This is a genomic window from Dysgonomonas termitidis (assembly GCF_042654545.1).
Lineage (GTDB): Bacteria > Bacteroidota > Bacteroidia > Bacteroidales > Dysgonomonadaceae > Dysgonomonas > Dysgonomonas termitidis.
This window is the reverse complement of sequence record NZ_JBHSGN010000160.1, coordinates 1-26622: the sequence shown is the minus strand read 5'-3', so window position 1 is coordinate 26622 and position 26622 is coordinate 1. Positions and strand designations below refer to the sequence as shown.

Below are 26622 nucleotides of genomic sequence, written 5' to 3'. Positions count from 1 at the left end.
GTTTTTTCAGGGGTCAATTTAGATTTGGCACGAGGGGGCAACGCTCACTGGATTTTCCAAATTATCTCCGATGAGCGAAAAAACGCCTGTTTCCTCGCTATTTTGGGCATACTTCTTTGCTTCTTGTATAGTCGGAAATTCGCCCAACTTCCGAAAGCCTATAAATAGTTTATACATGGTTTAAATGATTTTTTCAATGGACAGAATGGGGGTATTCTTGCGTAACCATTCCTCAATATGTTCCATGTTGTATTCGGAGGTAATAACAGCCATATCATAGGCAATCAGTGTAAAACGGCTACTCTCATAGTTATCAATCCACTCTTTCAAATTGACTGCTCCCCAATTCTTATAATTACGGGCAAACATCCTGTCAATTTCAGATATGCTCTTTGTAAACCTTACCCGCAGGGTTTGGTATTTGTCGTCTATTATTTCAAGGTGGTGGAGTGAACCGAAGTCATCATGCAGTCGGGCGTGTGCCCAATCAAAATGATAGAGTTCTCCACCCCAATTATGCGGTTCATCGAAACGGGTTTTTACCTCTGCGGTATATTTCGTATGCTTTACGTCCTCGATAGTTCCCGTTACCATAAGTCCCGTAAAGATGCACTTGCACCGCTTACCTATCAATTCTTCATTTACATCTTTTGCTTTCATATCTGTTGGTTTTTAGATTAGTTCTACTTTTGTTCTATCCCTGTTTGCCCGAAATGTACCGTTGCTGAAATAGGCGTATGAGTTATGCCAGTTGGCTCTACGTCTTATGAGTGCTGTTTCGGGCGGTCGTATCTCTATCGAAGTGGTGTTAATGTTATGTCCGATAGTGATTATCAGTTCACAATTACGCCATATCTCAAAATGGGTTCTGAATCCGTGTTTGCCTACAATGAGGTTCATTGCTTCGTGTATGGCATCCTGTACCTCTAAATCCCATTCGGGAAATGGCTGTACTTTGCTGTTCATATATCCTTTAGTTATGATTTCCATTCTATTGTGTTATTATTGTGGGTGGCTTTCGCCACCCCGATTATTAAAGTTCATTATCTAAAAGCCTTGCTTCAATATCATCATAGATGTCGTTAAACCTGTCTTGGTAATCCTCGTAAAAAGAGCCGTTTTCGTCGCACATATCCTCTCGGCTCTTGCTGTACTCCTGTTCCAACTGTAAGTCCGCCAATTCGCAGATAACCTCCATTTGCAGGGATTTAGCATCGTCTTCGTCCAACCTTATTAAGCCGTTCCTACGTCGCCAATATTTATGAATACAGTTCTTATCTGAGGGCTGTATCTTCGCCCAATAAGCACGATAATGGTACTCCGTTGCCGTTTGGCTGTCTATACCCGAAATGACCGCTTTTGTTTCGTTGGTCATGTATTCCCACCATTGGTCGGCATCCTTGTAAAATTGGTAAATATTGCCGTGAAGCGAATTGTCTTTAAGTGCATATACGTTTTTTGTATGCAGGTAGCACCCTGCGTTCCTGTTCCAACATACCCGCAACCAATCGGCATTGGTTGCTTCCTCTAACTGGTTATGCTTTTCAATGGCTTCGTCCACGTTAGCAACATATATCAGTTTTCCCCCGTTATTCAGGGAGTTAGCCAAATAATAGGCGTACATATCGGCATCGCAATGGTTAAGGAAGTTCGTACCCCTTACGGCAAAGCCGTTTTCCGTTTTTACTATTCTACACTTTTTCATATCATTATTTTTTTTGTGATTGATTACTTTGTTATGCTGCCAATCGTTGTTCAATGAGTGGCATATTGTTATTTACAAGTGAAAGTATCTGACTGTGGTGCTTGGTGGTCTTGTTACATACGCCCCTGCATTGGATTACTTTCAGTTGGGAAATAGATACCTCTACGGTTTCAATGCGTTTGCCGTCAATGGTTGCCGAAAGGATAAGGGAATCTTCTTTAGTCGAATAGCTACCTACACAATGGTGCATCACTTGCCCCTCTGTTATTATCTCCTGTACGCTTTCAAGTACACGGATGCTGATACGCCCATCGGAAAATATAAGTCCGAAAAACCTCTCTTTAATAGCTTTAAATTCGGCTTCCTTTTCAAGTTGTTTTTCCAATTCAGCTTGTGCATCGGTTTTGGCTTTTTTCAGCATATATCGGTCATGCTCGGCTTTGAGGTCTGTCGGGCATACATATTTGGCATTATAGAGGTCTTTCCCGAAGAATCGAAGATTGTCTATATAGTCGCACCAAAGCGTTGCATCTTTGATTTTATAGTCGTTTCGGATGCAGATACGGATGGACTGCCAATATTTGTCTATGTTCTTCCAACCGCTGTCCATGATGCGTTTGAGTAGCTTGGTATAGCCTGTTTTTATCAGCGTTTCGGCACGGCTGTCAGTGAGTAGAGTACGGAACAGGTCTAACGGTTTTTGTCCGTAGAATGCCTTTCTAATGCCTGTGCGTTTGATTTCGGGGATAAGTTTCATTCGGGGGTAAACTACGCCCGTGTATATTTTGTCATATACATTTATGTAAAACTTGTTATTGTTATTTTCATGTCGCAGTTCTAAAGGGGTATGAAATATCCACGCATCATAATAACAAGTACCCATTGTCTGACGGAGTTTTGCGAACGTGCAATGTTTACCATTAGGAGCAATCCACCGTTGCATAACCTCTGAATAGTCGTATTTGGGCGTTTCTCCGACCTTAACCGAACAGAATAGCATTACAGAGCGCAATACCTGATAACCTGCATGGGCGGTTATTACTGTCATGTAATAACGAGCGTTGAATGTTCGTTTTTTGGTGGTTTCTACCGTTAGTTTGGCATTGCAGTTCGGACAGTTGCAATCCGTTAGGGTGGCGACCAAATGCCCTGCACCCTGCCACGAATGACCGCATTTAGTACAGGTCATTACCCCTTTTTCGGTGCGGTGTCCGATATGATCTATACCGTTTTCATACCCCCATTGGGTCTGTTCTTTCGTGAGTTTCGGCAGGGTTTTACTTGCTTCTACTACCTGTGCTTGGAATTTATTTAGTGGTTTCATGGCTCAAAAATTGAATAGGTTAGGGACTGTGTTCGTTTCGGGTTGCTTGGCTTTCGGCTTGGCATTACCGTGTTTCATTTTGGCATAGGCTTCGTCCTGTACTTTCTGAATGGCTTTCTGTCGTGCCTGTGCTTTTTCTTCATCGGTTAGGATAATGGTATGGTTTACCACAACATTACACTCAATGCGCTTGCCAACCTCGATATTGTCCTCATCGTAATAATGCAGGGCAAGGGAGTAAATTTCATCATCCGTAAATCCACATATTCCGCTTTGCTGCACGTAATTGAGAATGTAGGTTACACAATCGTCAATGTTCTTGTTCGACTTGGCATAGGTGGGGGCGAACAGTTCATCGGTCTGCGCTCTCTGTTCTAAATAACTCTGTATAGTTATTTTGAAATAATCGGTTGCTGTATTTTCTGCTTTCATTGTTTTTGTGATTTGTGGGGCGAATTGCTCCGCCCCGTGTGAATACTTAATCTAATCCGAAATAATAGGCTAAACGTTGCTCCTGTGATTTTGAGAAAATCCAACCTGCCAACTTCTTACCGTTGAATGTCAATCGGCTATTGAAGCGTCCGCCCATTGCTTTGAGTTCGTCTTTTATGGCTCTCGTTTCTCCGAATACTGCTACTGCTTTGGCTGAATATTCTACCATTGTACAACCGCCTTCGCTTTCCGTTGTCGGTTCTGTCGGCTTGCTCGGTGGCGTTGTGTTCGGTTTTCTGATACAGATATTATCCTCGTTCCCTGCGGTGTATGCAAAATCCTCTATCGTGCGATTGCGGTCATAGACTTTCACTTTTTCGATTATCCAACCGCAATATTTACTCTCTCCCAAATAATAGCCGTCGCCCATGCTGTATTTCTCACGGTGTTCATAATCCTCATTAAACTCGGCTAAATAGGCGGTTTCTTCTAAATTGGGAGCGTGTTTCCGCATTTCGGAAAAGATGTCCCGTTTATGCTTAGAAAAGTCCAAAATAACAGTGCGTTGCGTACTGTGTGCATAATAATCGGTCATTCGGTCGCTGTCGTCCTGTTTCAATCTCGCCACGATAACTGCTTGTGCATCTTCGGGGAATATCTCGGCAAAGCGTTTTCTTCCGATTTCTTTAACCTGCTCTACTCTGATTTTTTCCTTTTCGGCTTCGTCCTGCTCCGCTTGCTTCTGCCCGTGTGCTTGTTGAAGAAGTATTGCTACCTCGAAACTGTCCATAAATTGAGAGTTCTCGCTGTCGTAATAGTAACCGATACCGAATTTTTCTTTCAAGGGTCGGATAATGTCGGCTGTATAAAACTCCTTTGTCCGTAGGTTAATCAGCTTGTAAGCAATGCCCCAATCGTTTTTGCGGATTTCATACACTACATACCTGTCATAACTGTAACCCTCCATTTGGATAACCTGATTGACTTCTACCACTTGTTTGGCTCTGTCAATTTCCTTGTTTGTACCTAATAAAAATACTTTGCTCATAACTGTCGGGATTAAAAAACGTGAATGAATAAGAACCAAAAAAAGCCTATCAGAGCGACAAGAGAGAAAAGGCAGGATGCGATACCCTTTAGGATATTCCAACAGAAAACCACGCCTAAGACCACCCAAATAAAGTCAATACCCCACACATAGAAACCTACTGCGGTCGCTACTATCTTTACTACCAATCCAATGCTAAATGGATGGTTGATAGATTCATGTTTCCTTTTATTTTTTTCTATTGTTCTCATAACGTCTGACTTTTTTTTTATGCCGTAACGGAGAGGGTATGATGAGTTCTGTTTCAGTAGCTTTCAAAGGCCGGTGTTAGCCCATGTCCAGATTTTTGCAAAGAATACGCAACGTCGCCCCGGCGATGTCGGAAGATTGTTTGCAAAACCCGGAGGGCGCGAAGCGATCTTGCAGGAGCGTGAACGCCGGAAATACCTTTGCTGCTGACAACAGAACCATCATGTTTTTACCCTCTCCATATCCAGGCATATAAAAATGAGGAAGACGTTATACCGGGAGAACGGTAGAAAAAACTATATCAGTGATTGGTTATTATGGGAAACAATCACTGCAATCGCTGTATTTATTGGCGGTTGACCAACTTTGGCTGCCAGTCTGTTTTAGTTGGTAGCCACTCTATGCCATAGAAAAACAGAGCGGTAAATAGATAAATGGGAATGTCTATTTTTGTTTCTCCGGGAATACAAAGCGTAGAAATATGGAGATAATCAGTATGAGTATAAAGGTCTTTGACACTTTAGTAAAACGTGTCGAAGATATTGAAGAAAAGGCGGAGAGGTTATACCGTCGTCAGGAAGATTTAAGTTTGAAAAAATGGCTGGATAATCAGGATGTTTGCGAGATATTGGATATAACCAAACGTACCCTGCAAAGCTATCGGGAAAAGGGGTTATTACCTTATAGCCGTATAGAGTATAAGATACGTTACAAGCCGGAAGATGTGCAGAAACTACTGCAATCTTCGGCTCATCAACCGAAAAAAATGTAGGTCATGAATAATTTGATTGAAAAAAGCGATCCGCGCGTGATAGACATTTTTCGACGGTTGGAAAAGGCAAGTAGTCTGATTGATAAATTAGAAGTTCCATCCCGTCGTTCTTTTAACGGGCAACGCTTCGTTACCGACCGGGAGCTTTCGGAAAGGCTGAGGGTAAGCCGCAGGACATTACAGGAATACCGTTCGGCAGGAACTATTCCCTATTACCTGATCTGTGGTAAAATTCTTTATAAAGAATCAGAAATACAGCAATTTTTGGAAGATTCCCGAAAGCAGACCATCGACCAACAGGAATTGGTATAAACAAGAAACGACCTTATTTACGGGTCGTTTCTTGTTTCCGGCATATAGCAATCAATTCAGCATCGTATTAATGCCGGGGATTTTCCAAAGTATTACGGGATTCAATGCCTGTCCGGTAATCCACTCACGAAAATATTGTGCCTGCCGGGATTTGAGCCGGAAAGCCAGTGCCGTTATCATTTCCAGATTATAGAGTGTCAATATACTGCCGTTTCCATTATCCTTATGGCGGCAAACCATATCTTCCCGTAATATCTCGTTTTTTAGTATGGAACGGATATTGCTGTTTATAGCCGATATGAACACGCTGAAAATATCGGCGATTTCGTGCTGGGTAAGCCAAACGCCGCCCGCTATTGAACGGATAATTACCCGTCCTTCTTCTATTTTGATTGTTGTTGTATTCATTTTATTGATTGTTTGAGGGTTGAACATTCTTGTTTTTCTTCCTTTCTCCGGGATAACGGATAGCCGCCCGGAGCGATTCATCTTCATACAATGTAACTTTATTAGCTTTAGATGCCGTCCGGGATTTAAGCCGTTTCATATCTTCATCCACTTTTTTATCGGTTACTTTGGCGTATATCTGTGTGGTGGAGATATTCTTATGTCCCATCATCCGGCTTACGGTTTCAATAGGAACGCCCTGTGAGAGCGTAATATGCGTTCCGAAATTATGTCGTGCTTTGTGAAATGAAATATGTCCGGTTCCGCAAATCTTAGCGATTTCTTTCAAAAGTTTCCCCATATAGCTACGGTCATAAACTTTGAATATACGTTTGCCGGTTCTCTGAGGACGGTATTTCTCCATAATTTTCAGGGGTATTTCCAAAAGGCGTACATCACATCCTGTTCCGGTCTTTTGGCGCTTTATTTTAATCCAAAAACTTCCGTCAGAAGCCTGTTCAATATGCTCGTCAGACAATCTTGTAAGGTCGGCGTGGCACAATCCGGTGAACGTCGAAAAAACGAACAAATCACGGGCGCGGCATAAGTTGGGTCTGTCGAGTTGGCATTGCATCAGTTTCTCCAAATCTTCCAGTTTCAGATGACGGCTCTTTAGCGGTGGCAATTCGGGAAACAGTTTCATATAAGGATCGCGCCGGAGCGTTCCCTGATTGAAAGCCCGCTTGGTTATTTTCTTTAGGTTATACAGATGTTGATGCACTGTTTTTTGCTGTAACCCTCTGTCTGTCCTTAAAAAGAGATCGTAATCCTCGTAAAAACGAAGGTTAAGACTACGGAGCGTTACATCATCTGTATCGTATTTTTTCCTGATAAATGCCAAAAGATGATTGTAGGACACCACATAAAGGTCATGTGCCTCTTTCTTACGATCTACTCCAACCCGTTTTTTAAACTCGTCGTTATGTTCTTTAAAGAGTTTCATTAGCGTGAGTGGTTTTTGTGCTACACCTTTCAGGGCGTTCTTAACAAGTTCGGCCGTAACAAATCCCAAACTCTCCTTTATTTCCTTATGATGGTTTTTGATACGTTCCGTAAGCTCGTCGATAGACTTGTTTACTTGGAGCGCATTTTGGCTACGCCCTGCGGCACGGCCTTCCGATGAATTCCAAAGGGACGGATTAACGGATACTTTAGTTCCCACCTGCTGGGATTCAGCGTCAATGCTGATATTACACAATAGCTGACACATACCGTCCTTGCGGATTTTAGTACGGTTTATATAGAATAAAATCGCAAATGTGCTGCGCCGTCTATCTTTCTTATCTTCTTTGTTTTTTGCTTCCATGATTGAAATATATTAAGTTATTAGATAGCAAATTTGAATTTCCCGGCAATACGTTTCTCCAACACTTTCATATCCTCATCAATCTTATCGTTGGTGATTTTCGCATAAATCTGCGTCGTCGCAATTTGGCTGTGTCCGAGCATACGGCTTACCGTTTCGATAGGAACACCCTGTGAAAGAGTGATTTCGGTGGCGTATGTGTGCCGCCCGCAATGCCAGGTGAGCCGTCGGGCGATACCACATATACGGGCGATATTTTTCAATGCCCTGTTCAACTCCCCATTTGGGTACATCGGCAGTAGTCGTCCGTTGGTTGCTGTCCCCCGATAGCGTTCAAGAATTTGCAAAGGAATTTCGAGCATGGGAATTTCATAGTCTATTCCGGTTTTCTCACGGAATGTTTTTATCCAGACTACATTATCTTCGGCAACCGAAATATCTCCGTCAGTTAATTTGCACATATCGCAATACGGGATTCCGGTATAGCATGAAAAGAGGAATAAATCACGGATAAGGTATTGCTTTGAGGTAACAAGCGGAGTTGTCATCAGCTTATTCAACTCCTTTCGAGTAAGATATTTTTGTTGCCGTTCAGGACGCTCCGGCTCATAACCGGCGAAAGGATTTTTGGTGATGATGCCCTCGGTTATAGCTTCCCCGATAATAGTGCCCAACCGAGTAGTATATATTACTATCGTACCCGGAGCAAGCCGACGGTCAATTTTCAGATAGAGGTCAAATTTATCAATAAACGACCTGTCTAATGCAGAAAATGGAATATCTGAAAGTTTATATTTCTCTTTCAGGAACTTTGTGAGATGGTTAAGTGTGAACCAATAACCTTTTTCCGAACCTTCCTTACGGTTTACGCCGATGCGCTTGTCGAAATTCTCGTTATGGGTACGGAAATAGGATAATAGCGTTTCCTGCCCGGATGCCATGCCCAGCAATAAGTTCTTTACATCTTCGGCTGTTACGCCATCCCTTACCGTCGACAGTTCACGGTAATACGACAGGGCGGATGCTCTGATTTCGTCCAACTGCCGGTTAATTTCATTTGCCGTATGGCTTTTCCCTGTGGCACGGCCGGATGCCCATAAATCTGCAGGAACAGTCATTTTTGCACTAAAGATGGTTTCGGAGAATTTTCCGATTGAAAGCCTTGCCATTACAGGGCTTTTACCATCCTTTTTCGTTTCATTCCTTTTCAGGTAGAATGACACCTTTACGTCCTTTGTCATAACTCTGTTATTTAAGTGTAAAATTACTTGTAACAGAGTTATTTTCAGTTGTATAAAATATGGAGCGAATGGGAAACAAACTCCAATTTTCTACTAAAAAACCCATCTTTCTGCCGTTAGTGCGAAAAAAGGGTTATTTTTGAAAGACGTTTTTAGAAAAACAAGTGCTCTTTAAGGTGATTATCTTTATTCAGGTTGTTTTTGCTTCCTAATTCGACTAACCAAAAAGGCAGTATATAGGTAGCAAATCTTTCGCTTAACTGCTCTATATTCTTCCACTTTGCCTATTAGAAGAATATAGCGAAACAACGCTGAACTAACCTAACAACCAAATACTTACTCTATTCTTCCAAATTTTGCCTATCTTTGCGAGATTCTTTATATATTTGTAGTAATTTAATATTAAAGTTTGTGATTTTACTAGCCGAAAGTGGTTCAACAAAGACAGAATGGTGTTTAGTTGACAGAGATGGAATAGCTGAACATTTTTTATCAGACGGTATTAATCCCTTTTTTCAAACAAGAAAAGAGATTAGTCGGCTTATCAGGTTACAACTGCCTCAAATATTTTTTAAGGCCAGATTTACCTCTATATATTTTTATGGAGCAGGTTGTTCGTCCCTCGAAAAAAAGAATATAGTAAAGGCTTCACTCGAAGCACAATTTAAAATCCCCTCCATAATCGAAAGCGACCTTTTGGGATCGGCTCGTGCGCTATTTCAGGATGAAGCAGGAATAGCTTGCATTTTAGGAACAGGGTCTAACTCCTGTTTCTATGATGGAGAAACAATAATTAAGAATGTCAAGTCTTTAGGATATATACTAGGAGATGAAGGCAGTGGCGCATCACTGGGAAAAGCGTTTCTATCCGACTGTTTAAAAGGATTAGCTCCGAAAGACCTGATTGATCCATTCTATAAAAAATATAAAATCGATCCGGATGAGATAATGGATTATGTATATTCAAAACCTTTTCCAAACAGGCTTTTATCTGTATTATCATCCTTTCTGTATGAACATTTGGAACATCCTTATGTCAACAATCTGGTCAGACAAAACCTAAGGTCTTTTTTCGAAAGGAACATTCTTCAATACGAATACAATGAGTATCCTATACGGTTTGTAGGATCACATGCAAAAATGTATTCATTCATGTTGCGTGAAATAGCGCAAGATATGGGAATCTACATAGATGTAATCATAGAAAATCCGATCAGAGGATTAGTTGAATACCACCGGAATAACGAACAAATATAGAAAAGACAGAACACAAGTCAATATTGTGTCCTGTCCTACCTAAATTAAAACTCAGTACCCCGGCAAAAGACAGAAAGCACCCGGCAGTACGAATCCGGTTAAATCTCCATTAACAACCAGAATTTTCACTTAATTACAAACGACTTATAGATAAATAGTTATCTTAATTATAAGCGGTCGAAAGAATAACCTTTCTTCTTCAATCCTTTAATTATCTCATCCAGACGCAAATACAATTTATCAGTACGGCTGTCATGTGTTCCCGGATGAATGAGTATAATAGCACCGTTTAAACCATTCTCTTTCTCAAAAGCAAATAACTGATCGATCAGTTGCTGCGACGACATATAGTTTTTCATATCAGGTGTCGTATAGTCGGCAGCCGTCCGCAATCCCGAAGTAAAATTAATTGTCACCTGTCCCTGCGTTTCAATGAGACGCACCGTTTCTCTATTATACCATTCGGATGGTGGCAAATAATAATCCACTTTATTTATATCTACTCCGAAGCGGGCTAGTTCGCCCATATTTCGCCGGAAATCATTTATAAGGCTATCGGTGCTCACCAATGTTTTTTCCCGGTTGTCCCAAGAAGCATAAAGAATATGTTTATCGGAATGTCCTCCTATATAGTGTCCTTTACGGATAATTTCTTCTATGACCGGCTGATGCTCTTTCATCCTTAAACAGTTACCGGTAAGGAAGAAAGAACCTTTTATCTTATTATTGTTCAACACCTTGAGTATTGAAGGCGCACCTTCAAACGCAACATCAGCAGAAAAAATCAGATGAATTACTTTTTTTCCGGTATCGATACGAACAGTAGCCCCCTGATTATCAATTACTGATTTAGTCTTTTTTTTTTGAATTTTACCTGTTTTTTCCATTGTGGACAGGTAAAAACTCAAACTGGCTGTTCCATCCATTGTGGGTTCGTTTGATGAATAATCTCCCGGATCGTCATGATATACAGCAGCTCCAAACTGAAATGGTGCGTAATCATCTTCATATTTCAAATGTATTCCTCTGAGATTCTCATATATCGACTTATAAATAGGCCCGTCCACCAATCCTCCGTAAGGTACGTCCTTGATAATTTCCGATACGAAAGAATGCGACCGTAGCGGTGAATCGCCATTCTCAGGGAAACCGCAGATCATGGATGTTCCCCACGGATTACAACCAAACAGCCAATCTCTCAATGCCGCTTCCATCTCCAGATATGTGTCGTCGCCCGATGTCTGATAATAAAGCTGAGCCTGGGTTATAGCAGCAGCAACCAGATTATTCGAACACCAGATAAAAGGGATTCCGTTCAGAAAAGGGTCATTGTATTCATTGGCCCTTTTCAAAATAGACTCAAGCCCTTTCTTCATAAATCCGGTATACTTATCGCTTATCACCTCATCGTTCGACTGGGAAAGATAAAAATGTCCGAGATTTACAAACGGATAGTATTGATAATGGCGTGCCCGGCCTAATTCCATCCAAGGGGTTATTTCTTCCAGTTGCCCCCAGTAATCTGCTTTTTTCAGCCATGAATTATCTTTTGTTATTGCATATTTAGCGGCAGCAGCCAACTCCATATCGTCCACCCAGTTATCTTCTTCATAAAAATAAGGAGAGACCACACAGGCCGTCTGAAAATTACCCAGATCAGACTCAGCAAATCCATAAGCAGATCCTGCTTTTTCTTTAAGTATAATAGAGAAATCCGGGTCCATATCCTTAAATATGTCGGCTCCCAGAGCAAATGCAGATGCAAATTTAGCGGCACTCGAAGAAACGCCTGTCGTACGGTTCTTATGCTCTCTCAATCCTTGTGATTTGCCGGTAATAAAATAAACGGGACGTCCTGTACCTTTGCCCCATCCATAGTCTACAAAGTCACGGGAAGGATAACGCATGCTGGCGTGGTCACGATCATCGGCTATCTGATTGAACATGACCGCCGAATCAGGATTCATTCTCACCATCCACTCCAATCCCCAACGTATTTCATCCAGGATATCCGGTATTCCGTTATTGCCTTTTTTGCCTGCGGCATCATGTTCGTCTTTGAATATTGTCTTATCCGGTGTTTGTTGCCACGCAAACAGCATCTGGTATGTAGCATTGGCCGAAGTAGGCAGGTACTGCAGATAATCGGAAGCATCGTGCCACCCTCCGCGAACATCTATTTTCTCGCCTGTACGTGTAGGATGATCGACTATAAATCCGTCATGCTGATGACAAACAGTATCCAGATACGGATTAAATCCGCAACGTTGCTGACGCATATATTTTAGCAAAAAGTCTGCTGAACCGTTATATACATCTGCATTTATCTTAAATACCGGAGATTTTGTTCCGTTAATCTCGATATAATATTGACCGTCTTTTTCCACAGGTGAGAATGGAAGGCGTAGAGCCGTTTTCATTCCCCATCGTCCAGCATTGGTTTTTGTCCCCTTTCCTTTATAAACAGATGCATCTGATTTTGCATCTTTTATTTCAAACGTCAGATTATCAGTTTCATCTTGGGAAATAAAAACAGCGGTTTTCACACTGCCCGGCAAATATCCCAGCTGATTGATTCTAACCCACGACTTTTGGGCGCAGGCAAAGCCGACAAATGTAAACGTGAGCCATACAATTAGTAAATAGCGGCATTCCGCTCTTTCTGATATTTTCATTTTTTATAAATACTTTGGTTAACTAATTCGTCAAATAGCATAGCTATTTTATCTGTTACAACTGTAGCATACACTTCCCCCTTATCGGCAGAAGACCTACGCGGATTACCTATGCCGGTATCAGAAGATACTTTTGCCCAGTTACGCGGAACCCATGCTACTTTATTATTCAGGGATTCTATATTAAAAGGCTTGCTTTCACCGGTCCCCGCCATGCTCAGGTCTACCAATCCGGGATGATAATGCAGCATGACGGAAGTTTCCATTTCACCGGCATGATCATCTCTATTTTCAAAATAATTATCCTGCGCTTCTACCGAAAACCAGTCACAGCAGGCAATAACCATTTGCGGATAGTCTACACACAGGTCACGTATGAGAGGTCTAAAACTGTTGCCCCCGTGTCCGTTTATTATTACCAGAGTATGGATATTCTGGTAGTCCAATGATTCTACGATATCATACAGAATATGTTTCTGTGTTTCATAACGCGTATGCAGACAGAATGGTAATTCGCGTTGTCCCGGATTTTGAGCGCCAAGAGGGATGGGTGGCAACACCATTCCTCTGACACCATATTTAGCCCAGGCCTTTGCGGCAGCATCCACTGCAATATCATGGGCGAGGTAACAATCGGTAAGATACGGCAAATGATAATTATGAGGTTCTGTGGCGCCCCATGGCAATACGGCAAACGAATACGATTTACTTCTTATATGTCCGTAATTTTCGACTTGCAGGTCGATATGTTCCAACTCACCCATGACAGGAAATTTTAAATTGTTGCTACACGTCTTTTATATTCAGCCAGGCAGGCATCCAAACGTTCGTGAGCCGTCGTATCGCCCGGAACATTATGTGACGGATGAATATATAATTTCACACCCCTGTCAGCCAATATCTCGGCAACTGTTGTTATTGTCATCCATACCAGCGTAACGAAAGCATGTGTAGAAACAGGGCCTATCTTATCCTGATGATTTTTTAACGGTACAGATGCGTCTACAACAGGTACACACGAGTCAACAACAATATCAGCAATCTCGAATATGGTCTTCCCGCTCGGATGGCGGGTAACTTTACCTTTAGCTTCCGCCGCAGAGCCATACACGATAACCTTCATTCCCAATTCTTTGGCCCGTAAAGCTACATCAATATTTACATTATTGATACCTGTATGTGAAAAAATCCAGATGCAATCTTGCTTATCGAAATTGTAAGATTTCATTATAGCGTTGCCATAGCCCTCAGCCCTCTCCAGAAACAAAAATTGATGAATACCCATTTGCCCGGTTATCCCAGTAAAAAATGTCATTGGCAACTCTACCATAGGATGAAAACCAACAAATCCGCCAATGCGCGGGTACATTTCCTCTACGGGGATCGTAGCATGCCCACAGCCGAATGTGTGCACCCAATGATTTGATTCTATAGAGTCTGCCATAACTTCTGCAGCTTTTTTTATATTTTCCAACTGGGTTTCTTCTATTTTTTGCATGATGTCCCGTGCATTTGCCAACCATTGTAATGCTAACATAACTTTGAGTTTTTAATTGTTATTAGTAATAATTTTTGAATTTGTAAAGACAATAATTGCTTGCATAAGCAACAGAATTGCAAGGAAAACAGGGAATGAAGATATTTCGAATGCCCGCGAAATATATCCAACTACATAATTTAATATCGAATTCCCGCTTAATGCGACAAAAAGGGCAAACCCGATAGCAGTACCTGTAGTTTCCTTATACATAGAGCCTATAGTTCCTACAACTACAGGAAATCCGGCCGCCAGGCCAAAACCTGTAATAAACAGGCTTGTAGCAGCCATAGGAAAAGAAATTGTATAATTAAGCAGGACAATACCCATCATGGATAATGCCATACTTCCTATAAGAATATAATATTGTTTCAGCTTCTGTAAAATGTAGCTAAGCAACAAACGGGAAACAGTCATTCCCAGCACAAAGAACGTTAGAGAAAGAACAATATCCCCTTCCTGAACAGATAATACCGATTTTAGGTAGCTTGTCGTCCAATTGTTGAATAAACCTTCTATTCCGCTTTGAAAGAACAGGAATAAGCTCAAAACAAGTAGTGCAGGTTCCTTTATCTGAGTAAGAGTTCTTTTTATCGGAAAACCTTGGGTAAGCTTGGGCCTGGGAAATTTTACTGCTAAAAAATATAAAATACAGATAAACATAAAAATTGCGGTATATCGCAATATTATTTCATAGGAATATATCTTTGACAATGTACCTAACAGAATTGGTACACCAAGGGCTCCTACTCCATAAAAGACGCCTAATACGCTTAGTTTCGAAGCTCTTTGTTTATCGTCAGATATATCAGATACCAATGCATTTGCAGAACCATTAAGCATCCCCCCTCCCACACCGATAAGAAATATAGATAAGCGCAGGATATATATGTTATCAAAAAAAGATAGACCACTTAATCCCATCAATACTATAAAAGTGCTTACTATTAACATTAGTTTATACCCGAAACGATCGACCACAGGCCCAAAGGCAATAGATCCCAACAAAACGCCTACAGGCAGGAATGTAACCAGTGAAGATGCGCTAACAGCATCAAGATTATACTTCCCGGTCAATACAGGCAGGATGGAACCCATCACGATAAATGCAATCCCGAAAAATGCCATCCCTATGCAAGCCGCTATATAAACAAGATTCTTTTTATACATATATTCATCATTTTAATGATAGAATAGCTAAATACCCCGCACCAAGCAAACCAGCCTCTCCTCCAAGGTAAGATTTTTCGAAATTTACTTGTTTTATACTTATAGGCTGAGCCCATTTACAGGCCTCCTTATATATCTGATCGAAAAAATAAGCAGCAGGACCAAATACTCCACCTCCCCATATTATTTTTTCGGGATTGAAAAGGCTTACTAAATTGGCGGCAGCCATACCCCACATTCGTATCGCGTTATCCAATACATATTTTGCCAAGGCATCACCTTCTTCATAAGCGACAAATACATCTTTCGCTTTTATAGACTGAATGTCTATCGTTCGTAAGGAACTATCATTAAAAGACGTGCCTTCTTTGAGTATTTTTTTTGCCTGATAAGCTATACCATCTCCAGAAGCATGGCTTTCGAAACAGCCGCATAGCTCATAATCTTTTTCGTAAGGAAGCCCCAGAGCCATCCATCCTGCCGCACCAACAATATCTCCATGTCCGTGCAAAACATGTCCATCAGACAATATACCAACACCAATCCCTGTTCCTACTGCAACGAACAATGCATTAGAACATCCCATAGCCGAACCTTTCCATGCCTCGCCTAGTATATAACAAGTCCGGTCACTTGCGATATCGACTTTTACGGAGGGGTTATTTATATGAATCTCTATTTCCTCATGCAGTGGATAATCCTCCCAGCCCTTTATATTAGGTGCCCATACTTTCTTCGTTTTGCTATTGGCTATTCCGGGGACACAAATACCAATTGCTTTTATATCTGAATCGCTACCGTTGTAGGAGTCGATTAATTCATCTATAATATGCATCACCAATGTGCCCACGTCTTTGCCTTTCTTCCCCAACAACAAAGACGACTTCTTTTCGAGAATATACCCTTCATTATTGAAGATGGCCCCTATAATTTTTGTTCCTCCTAAATCGATTCCTATTACAGCCATGATATCATTTATATTTAAGGTCGTGAATAAGTGTGTACAAGAGGTGAAAGCAAATTATGCCTATTTACTTTTCTCATTAATCGAAAAAGACAATAGAACTCTCGGAATGAGAAGGGCTAAGGCTTGTTATACCATAGCGGTATTTTTTAAAATCTTTCTTATTTTTATATGGTAATACGATTTCGGTCAAACCTGTTACGGCAATAATCGTTTCCGGATTGTCCCTATTTACAGGCTTATTTCTTTTAAACTTATAGATAACAAAACGTTTGGCATTTTTACCTCGCTGCCATTTCAGTATAATGTTATGTTCGTCCTCTGTTTGTAGTGAAACATTTAACGGATTTTCAGGTTCAATACGCTTAATCCTGTTGTTTTCGGGCGAAATGCTTAATGATTTGTACTCTTTTTTTACCAGACGCTTTTCTAAATTTACTTCCGGCTTATCAAATAAGGATTTTGCACTAAAATAGATCTCGCCCTTGATATTCGGGTCCGCCATATTTCTGTTTATCTGACGAATAAGCTCTTGAGAGCTATGCCATTCTTTCTGTTTCGCTTTTTTTGATACCCTGTAAGGTGCAAGACCCGCATAAACGTTAGCCCCATAATTATATTTTGACCACCAATCAGATAATATTGCATAATCGGCAATCGGATATCCTATATTAAAATACAGCTGAGGAAGAACATAGTCGATCCATCCTTTTTCCTGCCACAACAGTATATCGGCATACAGACCATCATAGTTTGTCATGGCCTTTGTTTCTGATCCTCTCGGGTCCTCTGTCTTGTTTCTCCAGATAGCGAAAGGAGAGATTCCAAATTCAACCCAGGGTTTTACCGACTTTATAGTTTCATTTATTTCTTTGATGATAAGATTGACGTTATTTCTCCGCCAGTCTTCTTTATTCCCGAAACCCCTCGGATATTTCACGAAGGTCAGGGAGTCGGGAAATTCTTGTCCCGATATTTTATATGGATAAAAATAATCATCCATATGGATGGCATCGATATCATAATTGTTTACAATATCTTTCACTACTTTACACGTAAATTCACGAACTCCGTCTAATCCCGGATCGAAGTATTTTGCTTTCCCATAGTTTATCACCCAATCGGGATGCTTATTGATTATATGATCTTTAGCATATGTATTATAGGCAACCGTATCGTTATTTATACGATAGGGATTTAACCACACATGTATATTCAGTCCCCGCTTATGGCATTCATCGATTGTAAACTGTAAGGGGTCATATCCGGGATCTTCCCCCTGCACGCCTGTCAACCAATGGCTATAAGGTTCGTAGCTGGATTTATAAAAAGCATCTGCTGTAGGTCTTATCTGAAAAATAATAGTATTCATATTATAATCTTTTACTTTATCAAGTAAAAAGATCATCTCTTGTTTCTGCTCTTCCGAAGAAAGTCCCTGTTTGGCAGGCCAGTCGATATTGGTAACGGTAGCTACCCAAACACCTCTTAATGCTCTTTTATTAGTTTGGGCATGTGCAATATAAGCCGAAAATATCAGTATAATTAAATATAAACCAAGTTTTTTCATATGTCTAAAGTGTGTGAATATATATTTAACTTACAAAGATTAAAAAGCACTTCCCCATTGAATAGATGGGGAAGTGTTTTAATTATATAGGATTTTATTGCCAACCTGGCGTTTGAGTCAATTTATAACCCTGACCGGCATATAAGTCGATCTGATTCTTTCCCACAGGAGACAAATATACTCTATCTGTAAAATCATCTCTGTCTTTCACTCCTTCAGGCAAGTAATATCCGACCATAGCGGCGGCATTGGTTCCGTCAAATTTAACTATAGTCCCATCTTCTTTCATGACCTGTGTTATACCTTTTTTTGTTTCAGCAACTAACGAAGGTATCTCATTAGGAATGTCTACCCAAATGCCTTTCAAGATATCTGGCTTAACAGAACCTTTCATATAATTTATTTTCTTCCAACGTTTGATATCTAATAAACGAGCAGGTTCCATATACAATTCCATACGGCGTTCACGACGGATTTCCCAAATTAATTGAGTGACATCAGCATCGCGTGCTGGATCGTTAGGTAATGTACTTAGATTCATTGGAGCCGTTTTAACCACACCTTTACTAATGGCTTCCTGATCCAACGGTCTGTTACGCAAAACATTTACGGATTTGTTTATATCGGCCTGAGTAATCGCTGCCCCTCCTATTGTAGCCAATTCAGCTTTTGCTTCTATCCAGTTCAAAAGAATTTCTCCTAAACGAATAACCGGAGCATCATTTGTATTAGTATTACTATAATATTTGGCTGGGATCGGTGGTGTAAGCCTAGGTCCTTCCCTGTCTACAAATTTTACCGTAAAGAGCAAAGCTGCCGCTCTTTCATTTAATTGATCAAAAAATGAAGCTTCAAAGCGTGGATCACGTGTTTTTATCAGGTTAGCCAGATCAAATTTTTTCGCATCTGTTACCGTCGAACTTTGCCAGACATTTCCATCCTTACAAATAAAGGCTCTCACCACATCAAGGTTTGCCGACAAATCTTGAGCTTCATAACTACAGTTATAAGAAGCTATACAATGTGTTATCGATTGGGAGGCATCATAATGCCTGTACATAATACATTCTTTGTTGCCTGCCAAATTGTCAGAGCCAAAAAGTGTACGCAAATCGGTAGCTATTGCGTAACCCTTATTCGAATTCATTACAATTTCGGAAGCTTCGACTGCGAATTCAAGGAATTTTTTAGCTCTCGTTTCATCTCCATTATGATATTTCTGCCAAGTACCCTCAAACAACATCCATCTCGATATAAAGGCAGCAGCCACATCTCTGTTTAAAGTTTGATTTCCATCATTTTCACGAAGATTTTGCAACACTGATTTAAACTCGTTATACACATTATCCATGACCTCGTTGCGAGGAGTCCGGTCTTTGTACATAATATCTTTATCCGCAGTAGTAAATTCTTGTTCGAAATAAGGGACATCACCAAATACACTAACTAAACGACAATAGTCGAGCGCTTTGAAAAAGCGTGCTACTGCAATCCAATGATTTGACGCTTCCTGCGAAAGAATGCCTTGCATTCGTGTTTCTATACGATTAATCATAAGATTTGATTTCCGTATCCATCCGAAATACCATGTGGGCCCTGCATATTGGGATCGCCATGCTGGAGCGCTTGGTACACCACTCGTATTGGATGTATTGCTATTACTGCCCAATGTAGAGGGTACGCTGGTCTCGAACAAGGCCTGCACATTTTTTGAAACTACATCATCGCTGAAAACATATCCTTTAAAGTGGGAATAATCCAAAGTCCAGCTCGAATTGTATCCCACAAAGAACTGTGTGTAAAATTCATTTGCGAACAGACGCACATTACTCTCCTGTGTCCAATATGTTCCATCATCCGGACTATTTAACTGCGGACGATCCAAGTAATCACTACAACTTGATATAAGAAGTATAGACAGTAAAGCAAATGCAAATACTGCTTTCTTTGTTATGTTGATTATTTTCATAATTGCTTAATTTTAGAAAGTTAACTGAACACCAAACGATACATTCTTAAACATAGGCGCTCCAACACCAGTTCTTCCAGAATTGTAATTTGATGCATTATACATTGAATAACCATTAATCACTTCGGGATCGATAGGCAAACCTCTCAATTGATCCCATGTATATATGTTTTCCATCGACATATACACCCTCGCTTTAGTCAAATACGCTTTTCTAATTATATTTGGAGGCAGACTATAACCAAAAGTCACGTTCTTGAGTCTTAAATAGGCCATATTCAATAAATAACGATCTTGCACGTGAGTATTATTAGAAGCAGTGGAACCTCCGGCAACAGCACCTATATTGTAAGGCCGCGGATAGAAAGCATCCATTCTGTCTTCACGCCAAAAATCACCTGCAATCGCTTGAGACATAGCTCCATCTGATACGTTATAGCCGGGTATAGCCAATGCTCCGTCTCCCCATATATCACGTTTACCCACACCTTGGAAAAATAATTGGACATCAAATCCTTTGTAATCGGCCCCCAAACGGAAGCCATAGTTGTAACGAGGCGTTGTATTGCCTATCACAGCAAGGTCACCCGGTTCATCGGCTGTATTGCTACCATTCGTAATTTTCCCATCACCGTCCAAATCTTTGTATTTAACGTCGCCGGGGCCGAATCTAAAATTAGCAGAGTTTTGGACAAACGGTTGATATACAGGATTATCTCCTTTAAGTTTATTCATAGTTTTGCCATCTACTATAATAGTCTGGAAAGAACCGTCCGGATTATATTCAAAATCATCCGCCTGATATAAACGATCTGTTTTATATCCCCAGATATCGCCATAGCGTTTCCCTTTCCAATATGAATCGGCAGCGGTACCTTTGATCGCGCTTTCATCATAACCGGTAATATAGGTTTCGGCGTCAGATAAAGTAAACATAGCATTTACACTTAATCCGTTCGCAAATCTATGATTATAATCAAGGGTTATTTCCCAACCTCTTGTTCTTAATTCTCCATAATTACCGACAGGAGCCGGAGCGCCAAATGTGTACGGTAATGTAAGACCTGGTGTAATCATATTTCGTGTATAACGCTGATACCAATCAAAAGTGATATTAAGTCCATTAAAAACAACAACATCCACACCAAAATCCAACGTTTCGAAATCTTGCCATGTAATATATCGGTCTACGGGTAACGGAGTTCCATAATAAGGAAATTTAGTAGTTCCATCAAGCCAGGTAGAAGTACTATATGCTAAGGTCGGCATATACAAACCAGATGATACCGATTGGTCACCAATGACTCCCCATGATCCTCTGAACTTCAAAGAATTTAATGTCGGTTTCGCCCATTCCATAAATGCCTCTTCACTGACACGCCAACCTGCAGAAAAAGACGGAAACCAACGCCATTTCAGATCGGTAGGGAATTTAGAGGTTCCATCATAACGCAAATTGCCTTCTAAAAGGTATTTTTGTTGGAATGCGTAATTAACACGGCCAAAAAAACCGGCTTGTGACTCCCAATAGGTCTTACCTCCGGATGTTTGTGTACCGGTAGCCATATCAAACTGAGGATTAGTAATATCCAGTAATTCTGTTTTTTGTGCCCAATGGCTCTTTGTCTTCGATTTTACGGCATTCAAGCCCGCCATAAACTTAAACTGGTGAAAATCTGCCAAATTCAAATTATAAGTACTGTATAAATTAAAAGTATGTTGCTGTTTATTTTCTGATTCACGATAGATATGATCCGGATTAGCCCCTTTTGAAGTATAAGTACTTACAGGTAATTGATAAGCTTGCATAGCTCCGGTAGTTCCGGCAGGAACAATATCACCGTTTTCATTCACATAGATCTGATTGCCGTTTTCATCCGTTCTAGGTATCGCAGCCGACCAAGAATCTGCTGCAGTATAGCGTGTCCCGGGTCTATCCTGCAAATATTCATTGTTGGCAAATGTATAATCAAATTCCAAATTCCAATCTTTGGTAAAATTAAGAGTGGCACCAAGATTTACATTCATATAATTTGTCTGCTGAGATGCTGTATTTGCCTGAGCAGCTTCGGATGCGGGGCTTCTAACAAGATTGCCATTTTCTGTGCCGAATGGCTGTAACGGCCCCCATCTGTATAGATATAACCAAGGGTCAGCCGTTGTGGAATTAGTTATATAAGGATAATATTTGGTTCGCTGAGAGAATAAAAATCCACTTCTTACGGTAATGTATTTATTAATCTCAGAACTTATTTTTGCAGTAGCATTATAACGTTGGAATTCATCTTTTTTAGCTGTTTTCATTAAACCCTTCTGATCAAAATAGCCCAACCCTATATTATAATTTACTTTACCCGACATTCCGTTAATCGACAGGTTATGAGTTTGTGTTGGTGTCCATTCTTCAATCATATAATCATAAGGATTATACATACGCACTCCCATTTTATTAGCTCCATTAACATACCAGTCTCTGCCATATAATATTGGGTCGTTTGGATCTACACTGTTTCCATATTTTGCAACCCATGCCTTTGACTTTTCATAACTCGCCCGGTCCAGCTTCCAAAAGGCGCCCGTCATGTCAGTACCAACCCTTTCGATCGCCAACATGGCGTACTCAAGGCCATCCAATGTAGCCATATCAATATCTTTAGCCACTTTTGACCACGAGAAATTGTTAGAATACTGAACAGTCACCTTATCAGTTTGAGCACCTTTTTTTGTTGTAATTAAAATTACTCCAAGAGCAGCTTTTGCACCATAAATAGATGAAGCAGCCGCGTCTTTCAAAACACTTATTGATTCAATATCGTCAGGATTTACTAAAGAGATACTCGGGATTTCCACATTATCCAACAATATCAAAGGGCTGGAGCTTGCTGTACTATTAATAGAAGCTATCTGACCACGTATCCTGAATACAGGATCAGAACCAACTTCCCCACTCGGTATCACAATCGACAATCCAGGGACCGATCCTTGCAAACTGCGACCTACATCTGCTATAGGGCGACTATCCAACGTTTTACCTACATCAACAGAGGATACTGCTCCCGTAAGATTTTCTTTTCTTTGGGTACCGTAACCAACAACTACGACCTCACTCATCATTTGCGAATCTTCCTGTAGTGTGATATTGATGGTTTTATTATTGCCAACCGTACGTGATTCGGATTTATATCCTACGTATGTAAATACTACAACATCGGTAGATGCGACACTTATACTATAATTCCCGTCTATATCGGTCAGAGTACCCTGTGTGGTTCCTTTTACTACCACACTCACCCCGATCAATGGCTCCCCTTTTGCGTCTATAACTTTTCCTTGAACGGTAATTTTTGCTTGTTGTTGCTCGGTTATATCCTTCAGCAATGTACTCGTGTCGCTGGCGTAGCTATTTCCTAAGGACGAAAAGACCAGTCCTATAGCCAACAAACAAAGAATTTTCTTTGACAGCATTTTTCTGCTTTTTTTAGAGTTATTCATAATACTTTGTTTATAATTGATACTTTTTATTAAATAAACACAAATCAAAGACCAGCTCTGTAGTCAATATATAAAAAGATGCATATCTGAAGCATATAAAAAACTCAGACAGCTAACACTGATTGGAACACATCTTAGGGGAAATAATAATAGAGGACGAAAAGTAATTTTAAATATTTACCCGGTGTTTTTTGTATTCCTTCCTAATAAAATACAATTCACTACTACATCTCTAATAGAAAGAATGAGGATATTTATATTTTGTATTTCATCAAGCATAAATGAAGTTTGCTTATATAATTACTGACCTACTAAAATGATTAAATTTTGATTTGTATCTTAAGCACTAAAACATGAGAAGACTAGATTTTCAATTTAGGTTCAAGGCTTTTTTTTCATAATTTTTTTTTTAAGGTTTTACAAAATATTTTAGTATGTTTTTCCAAACTTAGTATACCTCAGATCTTATTTATCCTGAATGGATAATAAGCCGACAATTCCCTCACCAGATGTAAACAGGCAGGAGCGACCATTTAAAGGTACAACTGTGTTTATCAGTGAATTTCCCACTTTATGCTTCCATAGAAGTTTACCGGTATCGGCTCCTAAAGCGAAAATAATTCCGTTCTTCGTACTGCCAAATACAACATTATTTTTCTCCACAGGCATCGATGGTGCATGGTCATAGCCATAACCTGCATTTACCGACCATATTTTTCGGGGTTCAGATCCAACAGCTGAATAACAAACAACACTGTCCTGCATCGTTTTACTATACAATCTGGTTTTATCTGCAGACAGTCCTATTGTTTCGCGTACCATCGATTCTTTTGTACGCCAGATTGTTTTTCCGGTTTCAGCATCCAGAGCGGTCAGGACTCTATCTGGAGCAGTAAAAAAAACTTTTCCGTGAGCGGCCACAGGCCATACTGCAGCCGGAGAAAAATGCATCCGGGTCAATCCGCCATTCCACGACCATAACAACTTTCCTGTTTCTTTTTCAAGAGCATACATATTATTGTCCCAAGCTCCAAAAATAACTTTATCGTCATAGATTAGCGGGCGCGTTTCTATATAACCTTTTATTCCGCTATATTCCCATTTCAGTTTACCTGTTTTAATATTTATAGCCCTCATAGTATGGTCGCCGGAACCTATATAAGCTATACCTCCATCAATAGTCACAGCTCCCAGAACAGCTCCTTCAGTAAGATATTTCCAAACTAACTTTCCGGTTATGGCATTTATGGCATAAATACATTTATCTGCCGAGCCAAAAACAATAATATGATCAGATGCTGCAGGAGTTCCTATAATTTTATTATCTGATTTAAAATTCCATATATGTTTCCCGCTTTTCAACGACAAGCAGGACAACAAACCGGTATCGTCACCTACATATATTTTACCGTCATATACCACCGGTGAAGAATATATAGTATTTCCAATTTTAGTTATCCATTGTGGTTTCACTTTCGGATAGACTGTATTCACCGAATCGGATGGGCGTTTATAAGAAGAGTTGTCTTCTGTATAATATACTTTATTTAAATCATAACCGCCCCATTTTCGTGGAACACGTCCTATTTTTTGCTCATAAACAAGTATAGAATCATTGTTGACCTCATAAATAGAATATCCTCCTATATTATCTGTTTTATCACGCAAGTTGGATCGGTTTATCACAGCAGGTATTCCATCATAAAAAACCAACCTGTTACTATGATAATGCCCACCCAATATTGCCTTAACATTATACTTTCTGGCCAGATCAGTCACTTCATACCAATTATCCACATCTCCATCCAATAGCGGATAGTGTGTGACAAGAATAAAAGGAGTCCCTGCTTTTGCCTGCAAGAATTCCTTTTCCAACCATGTTATATCCTGAGGAGCTACATGCCCGTCCATCATACGAATAATGGGACCTGTATTAAATCCCAGAAATGTATATCCATTATGTGTAAACTTAAATCTTTCACTTCCAAATATGCGGCCGAAATCCGTAGCACCTGACTCACTCCATTTTGTTTCATGGTTACCAGATACAGCATAATATTTCACATTCAGCTTGTCCAGTAAATCTTTTACCTTTTGCAACGACTCTCCATCTCCCTCTTCGGTAAGGTCGCCGGTTACAAGAACGAAGCTAATACCCGGAGTTGAATTTACTTGATTCACCGACCGGACTAAATCATTATATGCCAATGAATCTTTAGTTACATGGGTGTCCGTGATCAGAGCAAAACGAAAATCTTGCCCCCGGAGAAATGTGAATGAGGAAAGCAAGAAAATTGTTATTATTATACGACCGGAAAAGTTCTTCATAGATTGTGGCGTTAATTAATTAAATTAATTCGTGAGCACTTTTCATTTTATGAGATATACAAATGTATAAGATTTCCTCATATCTTTTTCATGTTATTCATTTATTTTTATATATATTATATATTATTTATATATTTTAATTATTGTTAATATCAAGAATATCAACACTAATAATTGTATATCAAATATTTGATTCATTAAATGATGATACACAAACAAATAAAACCAGCAATATATTTAGTGTTAGATATTTATTTTAACTATATTTAACTATATAAAGTAATTTAATAATATAAACACCCAAACCAATCCTATATACTCAAAGAATAATTTGTACAAAAATCAAATCAGCAGCGTAAAAACATAAAAATAAAAAGAAATAGAACATTAATTTATGTATTTAATTATAAATAATAGTTAATTATAAATATTTATCAGGACATGTTATTCGATATTCAAATATATCACCTTATATTTGTTCATATAATTCACTGGGATACATCTTGGATAACGATTTAAGTCATGACCATTCATACCTGATAAAATATAAACCATTAAAAAAGATAATAAAAATATCCATTCTGTTATTAAGCATACCAACTTTCTGCGTTCAAAAAATATCAGCGAACTTGCAGGCGAGTATGCTCTTATGCCGGAATATCCGACCCGCATTTATTGAATTATTGATCTTTAACCGATAAGAAATCATAACGACATAAAATAAATAGAAATGAAAATCAATTGCTTTATATTTTTTCAAAACTCAAGTCAGTCAAAAGAAACCATAACCAATCTAAAAGGCTCATCGCTGGTCAATAAGATAT

22 protein-coding genes are annotated in these 26622 nt (G+C 39.7%); 3 read left to right on the top strand and 19 right to left on the bottom strand.

Annotated elements, in window-relative coordinates:
- Positions 1 to 180 precede the first annotated feature (180 nt).
- From ACFO6W_RS24470 to ACFO6W_RS24440, 7 genes are read right to left on the bottom strand one after another with little or no spacing between them, the layout of a single operon-like run.
- Complete coding sequence (locus ACFO6W_RS24470; RefSeq protein ID WP_380001467.1) at positions 181 to 660, bottom strand: DUF7258 domain-containing protein; 480 nt, start codon at positions 658 to 660, stop codon at positions 181 to 183.
- Positions 661 to 672: 12 nt separating this feature from the next.
- Entirely contained in the window at positions 673 to 990 is a 318-nt protein-coding gene (locus ACFO6W_RS24465) for a hypothetical protein (RefSeq protein ID WP_380001465.1), read from the bottom strand.
- Positions 991 to 1033: 43 nt separating this feature from the next.
- Positions 1034 to 1705: a hypothetical protein gene (locus tag ACFO6W_RS24460; protein ID WP_380001463.1), complete on the bottom strand. Its 672-nt coding sequence runs from the start codon at positions 1703 to 1705 to the stop codon at positions 1034 to 1036.
- Between the two features lie 31 nt (positions 1706 to 1736).
- Complete coding sequence (locus ACFO6W_RS24455) at positions 1737 to 3029, bottom strand: PcfJ domain-containing protein (RefSeq protein ID WP_380001461.1); 1293 nt, start codon at positions 3027 to 3029, stop codon at positions 1737 to 1739.
- A 3-nt stretch (positions 3030 to 3032) separates the two neighbouring features.
- The gene (locus tag ACFO6W_RS24450) at positions 3033 to 3461 is read right to left on the bottom strand and encodes a PcfK-like family protein (RefSeq protein WP_380001459.1); all 429 of its coding nucleotides are present in this window, start codon (positions 3459 to 3461) and stop codon (positions 3033 to 3035) included.
- A gap of 46 nt (positions 3462 to 3507) precedes the next feature.
- Positions 3508 to 4509 carry a fusion protein gene (locus ACFO6W_RS24445; protein WP_380001457.1) on the bottom strand — a complete coding sequence of 334 codons (1002 nt, stop codon included), beginning with the start codon at positions 4507 to 4509 and terminating at the stop codon, positions 3508 to 3510.
- 11 nt (positions 4510 to 4520) lie between these two features.
- Positions 4521 to 4760: a hypothetical protein gene (locus ACFO6W_RS24440; protein WP_380001455.1), complete on the bottom strand. Its 240-nt coding sequence runs from the start codon at positions 4758 to 4760 to the stop codon at positions 4521 to 4523.
- A gap of 479 nt (positions 4761 to 5239) precedes the next feature.
- On the opposite strand from ACFO6W_RS24440, the gene ACFO6W_RS24435 reads away from it, so the two are divergent.
- Both ACFO6W_RS24435 and ACFO6W_RS24430 read left to right on the top strand, forming a co-directional pair.
- On the top strand, positions 5240 to 5530 hold the full coding sequence (locus ACFO6W_RS24435) for a helix-turn-helix domain-containing protein (protein WP_183209675.1): 291 nt from the start codon (positions 5240 to 5242) through the stop codon (positions 5528 to 5530).
- 3 nt (positions 5531 to 5533) lie between these two features.
- Positions 5534 to 5842 (top strand): helix-turn-helix domain-containing protein, encoded by a 309-nt coding sequence (locus tag ACFO6W_RS24430; RefSeq protein ID WP_380001453.1) that lies wholly within the window; start codon positions 5534 to 5536, stop codon positions 5840 to 5842.
- A gap of 51 nt (positions 5843 to 5893) precedes the next feature.
- On the opposite strand, the gene ACFO6W_RS24425 is transcribed toward ACFO6W_RS24430, so the two are convergent.
- From ACFO6W_RS24425 to ACFO6W_RS24415, 3 genes are read right to left on the bottom strand one after another with little or no spacing between them, the layout of a single operon-like run.
- Entirely contained in the window at positions 5894 to 6250 is a 357-nt protein-coding gene (locus ACFO6W_RS24425; RefSeq protein ID WP_044165790.1) for a protein-tyrosine kinase, read from the bottom strand.
- Between the two features lies 1 nt (position 6251).
- Positions 6252 to 7595, bottom strand: a complete 1344-nt coding sequence (locus tag ACFO6W_RS24420; protein ID WP_380001450.1) for a site-specific integrase — start codon at positions 7593 to 7595, stop codon at positions 6252 to 6254.
- 20 nt (positions 7596 to 7615) lie between these two features.
- Entirely contained in the window at positions 7616 to 8836 is a 1221-nt protein-coding gene (locus tag ACFO6W_RS24415; protein ID WP_380001448.1) for a site-specific integrase, read from the bottom strand.
- 411 nt (positions 8837 to 9247) lie between these two features.
- Between ACFO6W_RS24415 and ACFO6W_RS24410 the strand changes: the two genes are divergently transcribed.
- A complete protein-coding gene (locus tag ACFO6W_RS24410; protein WP_380001446.1) occupies positions 9248 to 10093 on the top strand; it encodes a hypothetical protein in 846 nt (281 codons plus the stop codon).
- A gap of 167 nt (positions 10094 to 10260) precedes the next feature.
- Here the strand turns inward: ACFO6W_RS24410 and ACFO6W_RS24405 are convergent, their stop codons facing one another.
- The 9 genes from ACFO6W_RS24405 to ACFO6W_RS24365 all read right to left on the bottom strand — a co-directional run bounded on the left by ACFO6W_RS24405 (position 10261) and on the right by ACFO6W_RS24365 (position 25798).
- Positions 10261 to 12768 carry a glycoside hydrolase family 9 protein gene (locus ACFO6W_RS24405; protein ID WP_380001444.1) on the bottom strand — a complete coding sequence of 836 codons (2508 nt, stop codon included), beginning with the start codon at positions 12766 to 12768 and terminating at the stop codon, positions 10261 to 10263.
- Positions 12765 to 13532, bottom strand: a complete 768-nt coding sequence (locus ACFO6W_RS24400; RefSeq protein WP_380001442.1) for a creatininase family protein — start codon at positions 13530 to 13532, stop codon at positions 12765 to 12767. Before ACFO6W_RS24400 ends, ACFO6W_RS24405 begins: the two co-directional genes overlap by 4 nt.
- A gap of 11 nt (positions 13533 to 13543) precedes the next feature.
- Complete coding sequence (locus tag ACFO6W_RS24395) at positions 13544 to 14305, bottom strand: sugar isomerase domain-containing protein (RefSeq protein ID WP_380001440.1); 762 nt, start codon at positions 14303 to 14305, stop codon at positions 13544 to 13546.
- Between the two features lie 12 nt (positions 14306 to 14317).
- Positions 14318 to 15475, bottom strand: a complete 1158-nt coding sequence (locus ACFO6W_RS24390) for an MFS transporter (RefSeq protein WP_380001438.1) — start codon at positions 15473 to 15475, stop codon at positions 14318 to 14320.
- A gap of 7 nt (positions 15476 to 15482) precedes the next feature.
- A complete protein-coding gene (locus ACFO6W_RS24385) occupies positions 15483 to 16442 on the bottom strand; it encodes an ROK family protein (protein ID WP_380001436.1) in 960 nt (319 codons plus the stop codon).
- Positions 16443 to 16518: 76 nt separating this feature from the next.
- Positions 16519 to 18009, bottom strand: a complete 1491-nt coding sequence (locus ACFO6W_RS24380) for a glycoside hydrolase family 10-like protein (RefSeq protein ID WP_380001434.1) — start codon at positions 18007 to 18009, stop codon at positions 16519 to 16521.
- 94 nt (positions 18010 to 18103) lie between these two features.
- Positions 18104 to 19978, bottom strand: coding sequence for a RagB/SusD family nutrient uptake outer membrane protein (locus tag ACFO6W_RS24375; protein ID WP_380001432.1), 1875 nt, complete (start codon positions 19976 to 19978; stop codon positions 18104 to 18106).
- A gap of 12 nt (positions 19979 to 19990) precedes the next feature.
- On the bottom strand, positions 19991 to 23470 hold the full coding sequence (locus ACFO6W_RS24370; protein ID WP_380001430.1) for a SusC/RagA family TonB-linked outer membrane protein: 3480 nt from the start codon (positions 23468 to 23470) through the stop codon (positions 19991 to 19993).
- Between the two features lie 465 nt (positions 23471 to 23935).
- Positions 23936 to 25798 (bottom strand): outer membrane protein assembly factor BamB family protein, encoded by a 1863-nt coding sequence (locus tag ACFO6W_RS24365; RefSeq protein WP_380001428.1) that lies wholly within the window; start codon positions 25796 to 25798, stop codon positions 23936 to 23938.
- Positions 25799 to 26622: the final 824 nt, after the last annotated feature.

What these genes read in the sequence shown, in the direction of transcription:
- ACFO6W_RS24375 (WP_380001432.1), bottom strand. Translation starts at nt 19,978, where the DNA reads ATGAAAATAATCAACATAACAAAGAAAGCAGTATTTGCATTTGCTTTA.
- ACFO6W_RS24470 (WP_380001467.1), bottom strand. Translation starts at nt 660, where the DNA reads ATGAAAGCAAAAGATGTAAATGAAGAATTGATAGGTAAGCGGTGCAAG.
- ACFO6W_RS24370 (WP_380001430.1), bottom strand. Translation starts at nt 23,470, where the DNA reads ATGAATAACTCTAAAAAAAGCAGAAAAATGCTGTCAAAGAAAATTCTT.
- ACFO6W_RS24440 (WP_380001455.1), bottom strand. Translation starts at nt 4,760, where the DNA reads ATGAGAACAATAGAAAAAAATAAAAGGAAACATGAATCTATCAACCAT.
- ACFO6W_RS24460 (WP_380001463.1), bottom strand. Translation starts at nt 1,705, where the DNA reads ATGAAAAAGTGTAGAATAGTAAAAACGGAAAACGGCTTTGCCGTAAGG.
- ACFO6W_RS24465 (WP_380001465.1), bottom strand. Translation starts at nt 990, where the DNA reads ATGGAAATCATAACTAAAGGATATATGAACAGCAAAGTACAGCCATTT.
- ACFO6W_RS24380 (WP_380001434.1), bottom strand. Translation starts at nt 18,009, where the DNA reads ATGAAAAAACTTGGTTTATATTTAATTATACTGATATTTTCGGCTTAT.
- ACFO6W_RS24445 (WP_380001457.1), bottom strand. Translation starts at nt 4,509, where the DNA reads ATGAGCAAAGTATTTTTATTAGGTACAAACAAGGAAATTGACAGAGCC.
- ACFO6W_RS24405 (WP_380001444.1), bottom strand. Translation starts at nt 12,768, where the DNA reads ATGAAAATATCAGAAAGAGCGGAATGCCGCTATTTACTAATTGTATGG.
- ACFO6W_RS24390 (WP_380001438.1), bottom strand. Translation starts at nt 15,475, where the DNA reads ATGTATAAAAAGAATCTTGTTTATATAGCGGCTTGCATAGGGATGGCA.
- ACFO6W_RS24420 (WP_380001450.1), bottom strand. Translation starts at nt 7,595, where the DNA reads ATGGAAGCAAAAAACAAAGAAGATAAGAAAGATAGACGGCGCAGCACA.
- ACFO6W_RS24415 (WP_380001448.1), bottom strand. Translation starts at nt 8,836, where the DNA reads ATGACAAAGGACGTAAAGGTGTCATTCTACCTGAAAAGGAATGAAACG.
- ACFO6W_RS24430 (WP_380001453.1), top strand. Translation starts at nt 5,534, where the DNA reads ATGAATAATTTGATTGAAAAAAGCGATCCGCGCGTGATAGACATTTTT.
- ACFO6W_RS24395 (WP_380001440.1), bottom strand. Translation starts at nt 14,305, where the DNA reads ATGTTAGCATTACAATGGTTGGCAAATGCACGGGACATCATGCAAAAA.
- ACFO6W_RS24400 (WP_380001442.1), bottom strand. Translation starts at nt 13,532, where the DNA reads ATGGGTGAGTTGGAACATATCGACCTGCAAGTCGAAAATTACGGACAT.
- ACFO6W_RS24425 (WP_044165790.1), bottom strand. Translation starts at nt 6,250, where the DNA reads ATGAATACAACAACAATCAAAATAGAAGAAGGACGGGTAATTATCCGT.
- ACFO6W_RS24435 (WP_183209675.1), top strand. Translation starts at nt 5,240, where the DNA reads ATGGAGATAATCAGTATGAGTATAAAGGTCTTTGACACTTTAGTAAAA.
- ACFO6W_RS24450 (WP_380001459.1), bottom strand. Translation starts at nt 3,461, where the DNA reads ATGAAAGCAGAAAATACAGCAACCGATTATTTCAAAATAACTATACAG.
- ACFO6W_RS24385 (WP_380001436.1), bottom strand. Translation starts at nt 16,442, where the DNA reads ATGGCTGTAATAGGAATCGATTTAGGAGGAACAAAAATTATAGGGGCC.
- ACFO6W_RS24365 (WP_380001428.1), bottom strand. Translation starts at nt 25,798, where the DNA reads ATGAAGAACTTTTCCGGTCGTATAATAATAACAATTTTCTTGCTTTCC.
- ACFO6W_RS24455 (WP_380001461.1), bottom strand. Translation starts at nt 3,029, where the DNA reads ATGAAACCACTAAATAAATTCCAAGCACAGGTAGTAGAAGCAAGTAAA.